Genomic DNA, 13,969 nt, shown 5'->3' on the forward strand with positions numbered 1-13,969 from the left:
GAGTGGTGAGGTAACACCCGTACCCATCCCGAACACGGAAGTTAAGCTCACCTACGTGTGAGCGAGTACTGGCGTGGGCGACCCGCTGGAAAAGTTCACTCGCCGTCTCTCTCATTCATTGCGGTCATTCAGTGTCGACGAGCGGGTCGCTTCCCGTTCGTCGGTGCACCACAGTTTCGAGTCGACGAGCGGCTAGTATTTCGCTCGTGGAGCGCCGATTTCGACGCGTCGCGGGGATGTGCTATCTACCGCGACCCGTATTTTTATACCCGATCAGTCGTTGTAATCGACACGATGCCCGACGACGCTTCGGACGTACTCAGCTTCGGCGTCGAGCGGGCGATGCGCACCCTCCGCGAGCGTGCGGGCGGGCAGAACGTCCTCGCAGTACTCACCGACTCGACGGCCGACGAGTGGCATCGCCGCTGGGAGCGGTCCGGCGGCGACGCCGAACAGATCGGGCTGATCGAGTGTTTCGACCTCGCGCGTGGGGCGGCGGCCGCACAGACGACCGTCGTCTCCGACGACCTCGCCGTCGCGACGATCGAGCGGCCGATCGACGGCGACGGGCTCCGGTCGCTGCTCGAGCGGTTCCTCGACGGCTGGGCGGAGAGCCCGCGCGGCACGATCGTCTACCTCGAATCGCTCGCCGACCTCAGCGCGGACACCGACCGGGAGACCGTCGACGACCTCCTCGGCTCGCTCGGCGACCGCACCGATCGGGGCGCCGTGGTCGCGACGGGGGCCGACTGCGCTGCACGCGACATCGCCGCCTTCGGCGACACCCTGGGCGAAACCGTCGGGGAGCCGCCGTTGGACACCGACGCGCCGGTCGCGGTCCGTCGCCTCAGAACGACCGACCCGACGACGTTCGGCTACTTCCGCAGCTACTGGCGCGAGGCGATCGAGATCCTCGACCGGACCGACCGCTCGTACGTCCAGGCGGGACAGCTCGCCGACGAGACCGAGCTCTCGGCGCGGATGCTGGGGGCGACGCTGTCGGCACTCGCGCGACTCGACGCGCTCGCGCTCCGGGCGGACACCAACGGCCCGAACCGGTACGACTGCCGGAACTACGACGCCGAACGCGCCGCGGAGCTGGGGCTCGCGGTCGAGTCGCTCCCCGAGTAGCTACGGCGCCGTCAGCGAGCTGTCGACCACGGTGCCGTCCGGTCGGAGCGTCACCGTCCCGAGCATCGCCGTCTCCCCCGGTTCAGTCGACGCCGCCACCGCCCGGAGCGTCTCCTCGCGGTCGAGCCGCTCCCAGAGCAGCTCCTCGACCATCCCCTGGAACGACTCGGGGTCGGTCCAGCCCGAGTCGATCTCCGAGGGGACGCGGACGACGACGCGCAGCTCCGCCTCCGTCACCCCGATCCCCACGCCGAACGTGTCGCCCCCCTCGTCGCTCATACCGCTCTCTCGGTGGCCCGCGGGCAAATTCCCTCCGGATCGTCCGTGTGTGAGGTTCTCAGCCGGAGACGCTCCCGATGGGGGCGCTTTTGTCCGGCAGCGACGTCGTCGTTTCCAATGAGCTATCGCATCGGCCTCGTCGGCAAGCCCTCCGTGGGGAAGTCGACGCTGTTCAACGCGGCGACGATGAACGACGTGCCCGAGGGCGCGTACCCGTTCACCACGATCGACCCCAGCGTCGGCGAGGCGTACGTGCGGGTCGACTGTGCGGCCCCGGAGTTCGACGAGACGTGCACGCCGAGCGTCGGCTACTGCGACGACGGCACCCGGTTCGTCCCGGTGAAGCTCGTCGACGTGGCTGGCCTCATTCCCGGCGCCCACGAGGGGAAGGGGCTGGGCAACCAGTTCCTCGCCGACCTCAACGAGACGGACGTGCTGGTCCACGTCGTCGACTTCTCGGGGGAGACCGACATCGAGGGGGAGGCGACCGAGGACCACGACCCCCGGGAGGACATCGCGTTCCTCGAGAACGAGATCGACATGTGGTATCTCGACGTGCTGGAGAAGGGGATCGAGCGCCACCTCTCGGGCTACCACGGCGGCGAGGGCGACGTGGAGGAGGCGCTCGGCGAGCAGATGGACGCCTTCGGCATCGTCGCCGACGAGATCAAGCAGGTGATCCTCGGGCAGGGGATCGGCTTCGACCCCGAGGCCTGGGACGACGACGAGCGCGAGGCGCTGGCCCGCGAGATCCGCAAGCGCACCAAACCGATCGTCATCGCGGCGAACAAGATGGACACGCCCGCGGCACAGGAGAACTGGGCAGCGATCACCGACGAGGAGCAGTACGACCACCTCGACTTCGTCCCCGTGAGCGCCCACGCCGAGAAGTCGCTCAAGGGGGCCAGCGAGGCGGGCGTCGTCGACTACACGCCCGGCGACGACGGGTTCGAGATCGTCGGCGACGTGAGCGCCGAGCAGGAGCAGGGGCTCGAACAGATCCGCGAGTTCGTCGCCGCCTACGGCGGCACCGGCGTCCAGGCCACCCTCGAGACCGCGCTGTTCGACACGCTCGGCTGCATGGGCGTGTTCCCCGGCAGCGCCAACGGCTCGAAAGACGAGAAGGGGGTGTTCCGGGACTGCTTCATCCTCCCCGCCGACGGCACCGTGGAGGACTTCGCGTACACGATCCACTCCGACGTGGGCGACGGGCTGCTCCACGGGATCGACTGCCGCTCGGGGCGACAGGTCGGCGCCGACCACGAGCTCGGCCACCGCGACGTGATCGAGATCGTCACCACCGGCTGACCGCTGGCTACTTCTCTCCCGCGACGCTACGCCCGGGCGTGCAAGTCGACTGCAAGCTGTTCGGGCCGTTCCGCGACGACGCCGGCGTCGAGGACGTGGGCGGCGAGTACGACGCCGGCACGACCGTGGGGGAGATCCTGCGGGAGCTGGAGGCCGAGTACCCGTCTCTCGACGGCCAGCTCGTCGACGAGAGCGCCGACACCACCGCGGGATCGACGGTCGTGACGATCAACGAGAAGAACGTGAAACACCTCGACGGGCTCGGAACGAAGCTCGAGGACGACGACGTGGTCCGGATCGTGCCGTCGGTGTACGGCGGGTAAGTCGGAGCCGCCGCGTCGACGGCGTCCCGCTCAGTCGTCGGCGCTCGCGGGCGCGACCGAGTCGACGCTCGCGTCGGGAACGGTGCCGTCGTCGTTCCAGCCGCGGGCCTCGTAGTACTCCTGGACCGCCGCCTCGAGGTCCGGAATGTCGTACGGGAGGTCGTCGTCGCCCACGTCCTTCCCGCGCTTGTTGTTGAAGTGGCGCTCGCGCTCGACGGTCCGGGCGCCGACGTCCTGCAGCTCCTCGTAGCCGGCGTCGAACAGCACCTCGAGCCGCTCGTCGGTGAGGTAGTCGCCGCCGAAGGCGCAGACGACGCCCGAGTCGCGGACGACGTTGTGGTTTTCCAGCCCGACGAGCGTCTCGGCTTTGCCCAGCGTCCCCTCGGGGTCGACCTCGCCGGAGTACTCCAGGCCGAGCATCCCGCCGTACATGTGGTCGGCGCCGCGGTTCGCGACCGCGTAGGAGAGCCCCTGCCCGTGGAGCGTGCGGCCGTCGTGGGCGGCGAACTCCATCCCCTTCACCGTGTAGTTGTCGACGCCGAGCTCCTCGTGGGCGCGGGCGGTCCCCTCCGCGAGCGTGTCGCCGACCCCCTCGCAGTAAGCGATTTTCTCGAGCGTCTCGTGGACCAGCTCCGCGTCGCCGAAGGCGTCCTCGCTCTTGAGGTAGGCCGCGACCGTGACGCCGGCGGAGATGGTGTCCATCCCGAGCTCGTCACAGAGCTCGTTCGAGATCATCACGTCGACGATGTCGTCGACGCCCTGGCAGGTGCCGAAGGAGTACACCGTCTCGAACTCCGGCCCCTCGGTCTCGACGCCGCGCTCCTCGTCCTTCGTGGGGAGCTTGCAGGCGTAGGCACACTGCGAGCAGGCGCCCTTCTTGTACTTCTTCTCCTCGACGGCGTCGCCGCCGATGTTCGCGATGCTCTCGAACTGGTAGTCGTCGAAGTACCGCGTCGGGATCGAGAAGTTGTCGTTGATGAACTCGGTGTTGCCCGTCGTCCCCTGTCGGCGCATCAGGTCGTCGCTGGTCGCGGCCTCGCGGTGCACGTCCGAGGACGGCGGGTCGGCGATCTCGATCTCGGGCGCGGAGTCGCCCTCGAAGGTGACGCATTTGACGTTCTTGCTCCCGAGGATGGCGCCGATGCCGCCGCGGCCGAACGCCCGGGAGTCGAACGTCATCACCGACGCGAAGCGGACGAGGTTCTCGCCCGCGGGGCCGATGGTGATGCAGTTCTCCGGCCCGAGATCGTGGTGGCTCTCCATGTACGCGGAGACCCGGCTCGTCTCGGCGCCCTCGAGTTCGGGTACCTCCTCGAACTCGACTTCGGGGCCGTCCTCGCCGTCGGTGACGTGGATCGCGAGCAGCTCGTCGCTCTCGCCGACGAGTTCGAGCACCGAGAGCCCCGCGCCGGCGAAGTTCCGGGAGAGGTAGCCTCCGGCGTTCGTGGAGACGAGCCCGTCGGTCAGCGGCGAGAGGCCGGTCATGTTCATCCGGCCGGTGAACGACATCTGGCTCATCTGCATCGGCCCCGTCGAGAGGTAGGCGCGGTTCTCCGGGCCGAACGGGTCGGCGTCGAACGGGATGCGGTCGTGAGCTAATGCGGTCGCCGTCGCGCGGCCGCCGATGGTGCGCTCGAGCACGTCGTCGATGTCGACGGCGTCGGCGCGGCGGTCGCCGACGTCGACGGTGAGCATCGGTCCCTCTGCGTGAAGCATACACAGACCGTGTGGTTGCCGGACCTTATTCCTGTCTCTCGGCGACCCCGGTCAGGACGCTCCCGGCGGCCCGGATCGGGACCGCGTCGGGGACCCCGCTCGGGACCGCGTCGACGACGCCTCGATTCGCCCGACTGGTCGGCGGGCTGTCGTCTTCCTCGCTCGCGCGCGCGTGAGCGTTCGAAACCACTAAGGTCGGAGCGAAGCGAGTACCGTGTATCAAGGCCGCCGATGATACCTGATTCCACAGCCGCATCCGTGCTCCAGAGCGGGCTCGTTCCCCAAGGCACACGGGTGCAAGTGTTCAGCGAGATCTACTGGGTGTTCCTCGGGCTCGGAACCCTAGTGGGAGCCGTCGTGATCGGCTACATGTTGTACAATGCGTACAAATACAGCTACCAGGGCGGCGTCGACGAGGAGGACCGCCCGAAGCTCGGCGAGGTCCCGACCGGCGGGGGGAAAGGCAAGAAGCTGTTCCTCTCGCTGGGGCTGAGCGCGATCATCGTCATCTCGCTCATCGCGTGGACCTACGGCACGCTGCTGTTCGTCGAGGGGCAGACCGGCGAGCAGGGCGTCGACGTCGAGGTCGAGGGGTACCAGTTCGGCTGGAACTTCAACTACCTCGACGACGGCGAGTACACGGGGGTGAACACGACGAACACGCTCCGTGTCCCCGTGGACACGCAGGTGAACTTGTACGTGACCTCCGCGGACGTGTTCCACAACTTCGGGATCCCCGAACTCCGGGTGAAGACGGACGCGATCCCGGGTGAGACCACCGAGACGTGGTTCGAGGCGTCCAGCACGGGGAACTACACGGCCCACTGCTACGAGCTGTGTGGCCAGGGCCACTCCTACATGGACGCGGAGATCATCGTGATGGAGGAGGAGGAGTACCAGGACTGGTACGACTCCCAGAACGCGTCCGCGAACAACGAGTCCGCCGCCAGCGTCGCGGCGGCGGGGGTGTAACGCATGACTGACGACAACCAACCACGAACCGACGGCGGTACGGCGACGGCACTGCCGGGTGACAGCCACGACGACGACCACCTCCCGCCACGGTGGTCGCTGAAGCGCTGGCTCGTCACGACCAACCACAAGGACGTCGGGCTGCTCTACCTCGCGACGGCGATGTTCTTCCTCGTCTTCGGCGGGGTGCTGGCGCTGCTGATCCGCGCCCAGATGTGGAGCCCGCGCGCGCCGGGGACGGGCGTCCTCTCCGCGATGGCGTACAACCAGGCCGTCTCGCTGCACGGCCTGATCATGGTGTTCTGGTTCATCTCGCCGTTCGCAACCGGGTTCGCCAACTACATCGTCCCGCTCCAGATCGGCGCCGAGGACCTGGCGTTCCCGCGGCTGAACGCCCTCTCCTACTGGCTCTACCTCGCCTCGGGGATCCTGGTGTTCGCGTCGTTCTTCCAGGGCGCCTCCTACGCGGGGGGCTGGACGCTGTACGCCCCGCTGAACATCCCGGCGTTCATGCCGAGCATCGGCGCGACGACGACGGTGTTCGGGATCGTCGTGTTCTGTGCCTCGGTCACCGTCGGTGGGGTGAACTTCATCACGACCATCCACCGCATGCGTGCGCCCGGGCTGACGATGCGCTCGCTGCCGCTGTTCACCTGGTCGTGGCTGCTGACCGTCTGGATGATGCTGCTCGCCTTCGCGGCGCTGCTGGCGGCAGTGATGATCCTGCTCTCTGACCGCATGCTCGGGACGACGTACTTCGCCGCGACGACCGCGGGCGGGTCGGTGCTGTGGACCCACCTGTTCTGGTTCTTCGGCCACCCCGAGGTGTACATCGTGTTCTTCCCCGCGCTGGGCGCGATGGCGGAGATCTTCCAGACGTTCTCGGGCAACCGGATCGTCGGCCGCAAGTGGTTCATCGTCTCGATGGTGCTGGTGGCGCTCCAGTCGTTCATCGTCTGGATGCACCACATGTTCCTCACCTCGATCAACCTCGAGGTGAAGACGCTGTTCATGGCGACCACCATCGGGATTTCGCTGCCGTTCGACCTGATGGTGTTCGCGCTGATCTACACCCTGATCAAGGGACGGATCAGGTGGGACACGCCGATGCTGTACGCCTTCGGCGCGCTCGTGCTGTTCATCGTCGGCGGCATCACCGGCGTGTTCCTCGGCGCGGTCGTGCTCGACTACGAGTTCCGCGGCACCTACTGGGTCGTCGCCCACTTCCACTACGTGATGGTCTCGGGGGTGACGGGCCTGATCGCGGGGCTGTTCTACTGGTTCCCGAAGATGACCGGGAAGACGTACGACGAGTTCCTCGGGAAGCTGAGCTTCGCGGTGTACTTCACCGGGTTCAACCTGCTGTACTTCCCGCTGTTCCTCGCGTGGGGGACCCCGCGGCGCGTGTTCGCCTACCGGCCGGAGTACGTCGGCTGGCACCGGCTCGCCTCCGTGGGCGCGGTGATCCTCGGGATCGCGTTCCTGCTGATCATCTACAACCTCGCCAAGAGCATCGTCGCCGGCGACGACGCCGCGGCGAACCCCTGGCCGTACTCGACGACCGCCGAGTGGGCGGTCGCCTCGCCGCCGCCGATCGAGAACTTCCCCGGGAAACCCAGCTACGCGAGCGGTAACCTGGAGTTCCTGGACGACGGCGCGACCGGCGCCGCGGCCGCCGACGGCGGCACGGCCGCCACGGACGGCGGCCACGCGGCGCTCGAGTCGGGCCACGGCGACGACCACCACGTCGACCACGCGAGCCTTTGGCCCGCAGCGATCGGCCTGTTCACCGTCGTGACCGCCATCGGTCTCTCGGGGCTGCAGGTCGGGAGCTACCCGGAGGGCCTCGAAGGGCTGTTCTACCAGGGCACCTCGGTGCTGGGCGTGCTCGGCCTGCTCGGCTCCATCACGGCGATGGGGTACGAGAACTTCACCGCCCACGAGGGCGGCCTCGGCGAAGCGTGGCCGTTCGAGGGCGTCGAGAACACGAAGCTGGGGATGTGGGTGTTCCTCGCCTCCGACGTGGTGCTGTTCGGCGGGTTCATCGGCGCCGCCATCTTCCTCCGTATCGCCTACGGGTGGGAAGCGTGGCACCCGATCCCGCACAACCCGATCCCCGGGTTGGTCAACACGTACCTGCTGCTGACCAGCTCGTTCACGGTGATCCTCGCGCTGGTGGCCGCCCAGAAGCGCAGCCGGAAGGGCGTCGTCGCCAGCCTCACCCTGACGTTCCTGCTCGGGCTCGGCTTCCTCGCCAACAAGGCGATCGAGTGGGTCGTCCTGTTCAGCGAGGGCACCGGGCTGGACGCCAGCGTGCGTGCCTCGACGTACTACCTCACCACGGGACTGCACATGGGCCACGTGATCGCGGGGCTGCTGATCACGGCCTACCTGATCTGGCGGGCCTGGAACGGCGCGTACACGGACGGGAACGACGAGACGCTCGAGTACTTCGGCCTGTACTGGCACTTCGTCGACATCGTGTGGCTGTTCCTGTTCCCGCTGTTCTACATCGTCTAGACCAATGGCACGAACGAAACTCTACACCGGAATCTACGTGGCACTGTTCGTCATCGCGACGCTGCAGGTCGGCGTCGAGCAGATCGGGCTGCTCGAGAGCAGCTACATGCTCGCGCTCGCGCTGATCACCGTCTTCTCGTTCGTCAAGGCGGTGGTGGTCGCGGGCTACTTCCAGCATCTCGTCTGGGAGCCCCGGTCGGTGACGTACGTGTTGGTGCTGGGATTCGTCGGCTTCCTGGCGCTCACGGTCGCGGCGTCGTACTCGATCCTGTAAGGCGCCGTCGACGGCGACTTTTTTCGGACGCTACGTCGCCAGCGACGCGGCTGTCGCGTCGACGCTTGGAGTTCTCGGCGCTTCGCCCGTCGATCAGACGAACGGCGTCTGGACCGTCGGCTGGGCGAGCGCCCACAGCGCCGCGATCGAGTAGACGGTCATCACGAGCACGTAGGGGAGCCCGCTCCGGACGGATCGCTCGCTCCCGGTGAACAGCTCGACCGCCCGCACGTGGGCGATCCAGACCGCGAGCAGGTGGCCCGAAAGCACGGCCAGGGGGCCGATCCAGCCGACCCAACCCGGCAGCCCGAGCACCGGCGGCGCGCTCGGCGGCGAGAGCGGGTCGAGGGCGACGACGACCGTCGCCGGCAGCTGGGTGAGGAGGTACGGCAGGTAGTGGCCGAAGTGATAGCCCGCGGCAAGCGGCACCAGCGCGGGCGCGAACGCGGCGGCGACGCGCGAGGTCGACAGGTACGACCCCCCGAGCCGCCGCGCGCCAGCGGACGCCAGCCAGTAGGCGCCGGCGAGGAGCCCGTACCCGCCGAGTATCGTGGCGAAGTACGTCAGCGCCCCGGGGAGGCCGGCGCGGACGACCGGCGCCGCGACCGACTGCCAGCCCGGCGTGGCGACGACGCCGTCGAACAGCGTCACCCACGCGAGCGCGAGCACGAAGCCAACCTCGCTTGCTCGAGTCGTCGCGTCGGCGTCGGTCCGCGCGAGCGCGGCGCCGGGCGCCGTCAGCGCCAGCCCGTCGTCGGTGCGCTGGATCGGCGCGACGCGCCCGAACAGCTCGAACACGCCCGCGACGGGGTCGAGCTGTCGGCGCCACGTCGCCCGACCGAACAGCAGGCTGCCGGCCAGCGCCGCGGCGAGGTAGGCGGCGACGACGGCGACGAGCTGTCGCGGATCCGCGGAGACGCCGGTCACGATCTCCAGCCAGACCAGCAGCAGCAGGCCGGCGACCGCGGGCCAGCGGCCCCCCCAGCCGGGAAGCGAGCGCCGCCCGGCGGTCGGCAGCGCCGCCGCGAGCCGGCCGAACGGGTCGATCGCGGGCCAGGCGTCCCCCACGAGGTACGTGCCAGCGGCGAGGCCGACCCACCAGAGCACCCAGACCAGCAACACCGCGACGTTCCGGGCGGCCTCGGCCGGGCCGGCGAGCCCGCCCGCGAGCACGACTGCGAGCCCGAGCAGGCCGACGACGCCGCCGACGCGGTCGCCCCGTTCGCGGAGCCGCTCACCCGCGGGGATCGACAGGCGACGGCCGTAGTACGCCGCCAGCAGCCCGCGGTCGGCGACGGCGCTCGTCAGCAGGAGGGCGGCGGCGACGACGGCGCCGCCGGCGAGGAGGAACAGCCACGTCGGCGCGTCGACCTCGCCGGCGGTGATCCCCGGGCCGCCGTGGGCGCGCGCGGGCGTCGCGAACAGCGTCACCGCCGCCAGTGCCGGGAGCCACCCCCCGGCCGCACGGGGCAGCGCGACGTTCCCGAGCCGATCCGTCCCCGACGCCGCGGGCTGGCGGTGATCGCACACGTCTCTCGGGGGGTCGGGAGGGGAGCTACAGGAACGTTTCGGGACCGGATCAGGCCGTCAGCAGGTTCACCGTGATCGCGACGACCACGATCAGGCCGAGCACCCACGAGGCGGCCATCACGGCCGCCGCGCGCCGGTAGCCACGGGCCTTCGCGGCCGCGTAGGTGCCGTAGAAGAGGTAGAAGACGAACGCCGCCGCAAGCGCGACGCCGACCGCCACGCCGCCGGCGCTCACGAGCGAGCCGGAGTACACGTCGCCGCTTACGAACAGCGCCGCGCCGCCGCCGACCGCGAGCGCGGCGACGATAAAGGCGAGGGTCCAGACCGCCTCGTTGCCGGCGAGCGCGCTCCAGACCGACTGCTCGTTCCGCAGGGTCGGTGTGTAAGCTTTCCAGTTCAGGCCCACCACTGCCCCGACGACGGCGAGCAGGAGGAGGACCATCAACGCCGCACTCACGAGGTAGATCGTCGATGCCATAGTACGCTCCGTTAGCGAAGAATGGCCGCGGCGAGCGTATAAAGATTCGTTTCTTCGTCGTGCGTGACGGGGTCGGCCACGCGTCGTCGACGCCGACTCGCGAAGCTCACCGCTCGAACAGTTGGCGTCGACAGAAATGCTCCGGCTGGGATTCGAACCACGGTCGCTCCCGTTCGCTCGCGGGCTCGCTCACCTCTCGCTCCCTGCTTCGAATCCCACGATGACCAGCAGCGGCTCGCGATCGTTGCTCGCCGCAGAAATGCTCCGGCTGGGATTCGAACCCAGGTCATCACCGTGAGAGGGTGATATGATTGGCCGGACTACACCACCAGAGCGCTTCGCACTCCTCAGTATTCGGGTTGAACGTAAAACCGTTGCGTTTCCTCGCCGCCGTGTGGCGGATTCGCAGGTCACGCGGTCGCCCGAAACACCCGGCGGCGTCGACGCGTTACCGAACCTGCTCGCCGCCGAGGAACACCCGTTCGGGCGTCTGCCACGCCCCCACGTCCTCGAGGGGGTTCGCCGGCAGCACCAGCAGGTCCGCGCGGTAGCCCGCCTCGACCATCCCCGTGTCGTCGAGGCCGAGCAGGTCGGCGGCGTTGACCGTCGCCGCCTCCAGCGCCCCCTGCTCGTCCAGCCCGTACTCGACCATGTACGCCAGCTCCTGGGCCGCGTCGGCGTGGTCGTTGAACGGCGTCCCCGCGTCGGTCCCCATCGCGATCGGGACCCCGGCGTCGAGCGCGTACTCCCACGCGTCGGCCATCCGGTCGGCGGCGTCCTGCCCCTTCGCGACGGCCTGCTCGGGGATGCCGGCGTCGCTGTTCTCGACGATCCCCTTCAGCGCCGACAGCGTCGGCACCCAGTACGTGTCCCGCTCGGCCATCATCTCGGCGCCCTCCTCGTCCATGAACGTGCCGTGCTCGACGCTGTCGATGCCCGCCTCGACCGCGTTCTTGATCCCCCTCGTGCCGTGGCAGTGCGCCGCCGTCGACCGCCCGGCGGTGTGGGCGGTGTCGACGAGCGCCTCCAGCTCCGTCGGCGTCAGCTCCGGCGCGCCGGTCTGGGCGCCGGTGGTCAGCACGCCGCCGGTGGCCATGCACTTGATCGCGTCCGCGCCGGCTTTGAGCTGCTCGCGGACGGCTTTCCGCACCTCGGCGGGACCGTCGGCCTCGCGTCCGAACCAGTGGCCGTGGCCGCCGGTCATCACGACGTTCTTGCCGGCTGCCTGCACCCGCGGGCCGCGGATGGAGCCGTTCGCGACCGCGTCGCGGGCGTCGATGGCGACGGCCGCCGGCGCGCCGAGATCCCGGGTCGCGACGACGCCGGCTTCGGCCTGGTTCCGCAGGTTCTCGGCGGCGCGGTAGGCCAGCGTCGCCTCGCTGTCGCCCTGGACGCTCTCGGCGTCGGGTCGGGCGTCCATCATCAGGTGGACGTGGCTGTCGATCATCCCCGGGACGACGAACTGGCCCGACACGTCGATCCGTTCGTCGGGGTTCTCGTCGCTCGCGTCGCCGACGAGTTCGATCCGGCCGTTGTCGATCAGTACGTCCGCCTCGAGCACGCCGTCGGCGTCGACGACGTGGCCGCCTTCGAGCAGTTGCATAGCTACAGGTGGTCGCGCCGGCTACCTAAAGCGTCGGGTGGCGGCCAACGCGGCGAGAAGGGGAGGTGGTTACTCGTCGTCCAGCGCGGCGAGCAGCTCGTCGATCTCCGCGGGGTCGTACGCCTCGTAGCCGTCGTCGACGGTGATCGAGACGACCGAGAGCGCGTCGGCCTGGATCTCCTCGTCGTGCTCGCGGAGGCTCCGGAGCACCAGCTTCAGCCCCTCCTCCAGGGTGAGCTCCTCGTTCCAGCCGTCCTCGAGCACGCCCTGGATCTCCTCGCGGCCGCCGCCGATGATCGTCGCCTTCCACTCGTGGGGCGTCCCCGAGGGGTCGGCGCTGAACAGGCGCGGCGTACCCTCCTCGCCCTCGACGCCGCCCTCGATCCCGCCGATCAGGAGCGCGGCGCCGTACGGGCGGGTGCCGCCCATCTGGGTGTTCTCCTGGATGTGGTCGGTGATGTACTTCGTGAGCGTCTCGACGCCGATCGCCTCGCCGTAGCGCAGGTGGTTGGTCTGGGCCATCCGGCGGGCGAAGTCGATCAGCTGTCGCGCGTCCGCGACGTGACCCGCGGAGGCGGCGCCGATGTGGTCGTCGAGCTTGTGGATCTTCTCGATGCTCTCGGACTCCATCAGCTCCGAGCTCGCCTGCGCCTGCGCGGCGAGCACGACGCCGTCCTGCGTTCGGACGCCGACGCTGGGCGCGCCACGGGAGACGGCCTCGCGGGCGTACTCCACCTGGTAGATGCGGCCGTCGGGGGAGAACAGCGACGTACCGCGGTCGTAGGCCTGCTGGTCGTTTCCTCTCATCGGGAACCCTCCGCCGCGGAGACGGCTTCGCTGTCAGTCATCAGTAGTCGGTACGCCCCCCCGACTGAAAAACCCTGCTTAAGCGGGATTTTACCACCCCGACCGTTGCTGTCGATATCCTCGGTGCGGTCGGGGCGTTCCGACGCCCCATCGACGCTGGGGCGCCACGGCAGTTTATCACCTCGGCGGCCGCGGTAGCCGTATGGCCCACACCGTCTGTCTCACCGTCGACTTCGACGCCGTCTCGCCGTGGCTCCACGCCGGCGAGTTCGGCGACTCGCCCGTCCAGCGCTCCCGCGGCGTGTTCGGCGCCGAGGTCGGCGCGCCCCGGCTGCTCGACCTGTTCGACCGCCTCGACGTGCCGGCGACGTGGTTCGTCCCCGGCCACACGATCGACTCCTTCCCCGAGCCCTGCGAGCGCGTCGCCGACGCCGGCCACGAGATCGGCCACCACGGCTGGAGCCACACCCCGCCCGGCGAGTACGAGAGCCGCGAGGCCGAGCGCGCCGACATCGCCCGCGGGATCGAGAGCATCGAGCGCCTCACCGGCTCGGCGCCCGCGGGCTATCGCTCCCCCTCGTGGGACTTCTCGCCGCACACCGTCTCGCTGCTGCGGGAGTTCGGCTTCGACTACTCCTCCAGCGGGATGGCCCGGGAGTTCGAGCCGTACGAACTCGTCGAGGAGCACGCGCCCCGCGACGAGCCGTACGAGACCGGCGACTCCGTGGGGATCACGGAGGTGCCCGTCTCCTGGCAGCGCGACGACTACCCCGCGCTGGCGTTCTCGGGGGACCGCGCGTTCGCCGACGAGGCCGGGGTGTTCGACCACTGGCGCCGGCAGTTCGACTGGATGTACGAGTTCGTCGAGGACGGCGTCTACGTGCTCACGCTCCACCCGCAGGTCAGCGGCCGCAGCCCCCGGCCGTCGATGCTCCGGGAGCTGATCGAACACGTGGCCGCGAAGCCGGGCGTCGAGTTCGCGACGGTCGGGCAGGTCGTCTGAAAAAGCCGCCCCGTCCCGAAACCGT

13 protein-coding genes, 1 tRNA gene and 1 rRNA gene are annotated in these 13,969 nt (G+C 69.3%); 8 read left to right on the plus strand and 7 right to left on the minus strand.

The window, feature by feature from the left end:
* Positions 1-111 (plus strand): 5S ribosomal RNA (gene rrf / locus ACP95_RS12600); the annotation flags it as partial.
* Positions 112-294: 183 nt separating this feature from the next.
* A complete protein-coding gene (locus ACP95_RS12605; RefSeq protein ID WP_049981542.1) occupies positions 295-1,131 on the plus strand; it encodes a DUF7504 family protein in 837 nt (278 codons plus the stop codon).
* Here ACP95_RS12605 and ACP95_RS12610 read toward each other — a convergent pair whose 3' ends face one another.
* Entirely contained in the window at positions 1,132-1,410 is a 279-nt protein-coding gene (locus ACP95_RS12610; RefSeq protein ID WP_049981543.1) for a hypothetical protein, read from the minus strand. It abuts the gene before it with no gap.
* Positions 1,411-1,527: 117 nt separating this feature from the next.
* Here ACP95_RS12610 and ACP95_RS12615 point away from each other — a divergent pair, with 117 nt between their 5' ends.
* Both ACP95_RS12615 and ACP95_RS12620 read left to right on the plus strand, forming a co-directional pair.
* On the plus strand, positions 1,528-2,718 hold the full coding sequence (locus ACP95_RS12615) for a redox-regulated ATPase YchF (protein ID WP_049981544.1): 1,191 nt from the start codon (positions 1,528-1,530) through the stop codon (positions 2,716-2,718).
* A 38-nt stretch (positions 2,719-2,756) separates the two neighbouring features.
* The gene (locus tag ACP95_RS12620) at positions 2,757-3,041 is read left to right on the plus strand and encodes a ubiquitin-like small modifier protein 1 (protein WP_049981545.1); all 285 of its coding nucleotides are present in this window, start codon (positions 2,757-2,759) and stop codon (positions 3,039-3,041) included.
* A 30-nt stretch (positions 3,042-3,071) separates the two neighbouring features.
* Here the strand turns inward: ACP95_RS12620 and ACP95_RS12625 are convergent, their stop codons facing one another.
* Positions 3,072-4,757 carry an aldehyde ferredoxin oxidoreductase C-terminal domain-containing protein gene (locus tag ACP95_RS12625; RefSeq protein WP_049981546.1) on the minus strand — a complete coding sequence of 562 codons (1,686 nt, stop codon included), beginning with the start codon at positions 4,755-4,757 and terminating at the stop codon, positions 3,072-3,074.
* Positions 4,758-4,988: 231 nt separating this feature from the next.
* Between ACP95_RS12625 and coxB the strand changes: the two genes are divergently transcribed.
* Genes coxB through ACP95_RS12640 form a run of 3 tightly spaced genes read left to right on the plus strand, consistent with a single transcriptional unit; the run spans position 4,989 to position 8,523 of the window.
* A complete protein-coding gene (coxB, locus tag ACP95_RS12630) occupies positions 4,989-5,729 on the plus strand; it encodes a cytochrome c oxidase subunit II (protein ID WP_049981547.1) in 741 nt (246 codons plus the stop codon).
* 3 nt (positions 5,730-5,732) lie between these two features.
* Positions 5,733-8,249, plus strand: a complete 2,517-nt coding sequence (locus ACP95_RS12635; RefSeq protein ID WP_049981548.1) for a cbb3-type cytochrome c oxidase subunit I — start codon at positions 5,733-5,735, stop codon at positions 8,247-8,249.
* Positions 8,250-8,253: 4 nt separating this feature from the next.
* Entirely contained in the window at positions 8,254-8,523 is a 270-nt protein-coding gene (locus ACP95_RS12640; RefSeq protein ID WP_049981549.1) for a cytochrome C oxidase subunit IV family protein, read from the plus strand.
* 93 nt (positions 8,524-8,616) lie between these two features.
* On the opposite strand, the gene ACP95_RS12645 is transcribed toward ACP95_RS12640, so the two are convergent.
* The 5 genes from ACP95_RS12645 to ACP95_RS12665 all read right to left on the minus strand — a co-directional run bounded on the left by ACP95_RS12645 (position 8,617) and on the right by ACP95_RS12665 (position 12,941).
* Positions 8,617-10,053: a hypothetical protein gene (locus ACP95_RS12645; RefSeq protein ID WP_049981550.1), complete on the minus strand. Its 1,437-nt coding sequence runs from the start codon at positions 10,051-10,053 to the stop codon at positions 8,617-8,619.
* A 49-nt stretch (positions 10,054-10,102) separates the two neighbouring features.
* Positions 10,103-10,531, minus strand: a complete 429-nt coding sequence (locus ACP95_RS12650; protein ID WP_049981551.1) for a hypothetical protein — start codon at positions 10,529-10,531, stop codon at positions 10,103-10,105.
* A gap of 260 nt (positions 10,532-10,791) precedes the next feature.
* Positions 10,792-10,866 (minus strand) — tRNA-Glu (locus tag ACP95_RS12655).
* Between the two features lie 113 nt (positions 10,867-10,979).
* A complete protein-coding gene (locus tag ACP95_RS12660; protein ID WP_049981552.1) occupies positions 10,980-12,134 on the minus strand; it encodes a metal-dependent hydrolase family protein in 1,155 nt (384 codons plus the stop codon).
* A gap of 69 nt (positions 12,135-12,203) precedes the next feature.
* Positions 12,204-12,941 (minus strand): archaeal proteasome endopeptidase complex subunit alpha, encoded by a 738-nt coding sequence (locus tag ACP95_RS12665; protein WP_049981553.1) that lies wholly within the window; start codon positions 12,939-12,941, stop codon positions 12,204-12,206.
* Between the two features lie 202 nt (positions 12,942-13,143).
* Between ACP95_RS12665 and ACP95_RS12670 the strand changes: the two genes are divergently transcribed.
* On the plus strand, positions 13,144-13,944 hold the full coding sequence (locus ACP95_RS12670; protein ID WP_082224687.1) for a polysaccharide deacetylase family protein: 801 nt from the start codon (positions 13,144-13,146) through the stop codon (positions 13,942-13,944).
* Positions 13,945-13,969: the final 25 nt, after the last annotated feature.

It is taken from the genome of Halolamina rubra (assembly GCF_000739555.1).
Lineage (GTDB): Archaea > Halobacteriota > Halobacteria > Halobacteriales > Haloferacaceae > Halolamina > Halolamina rubra.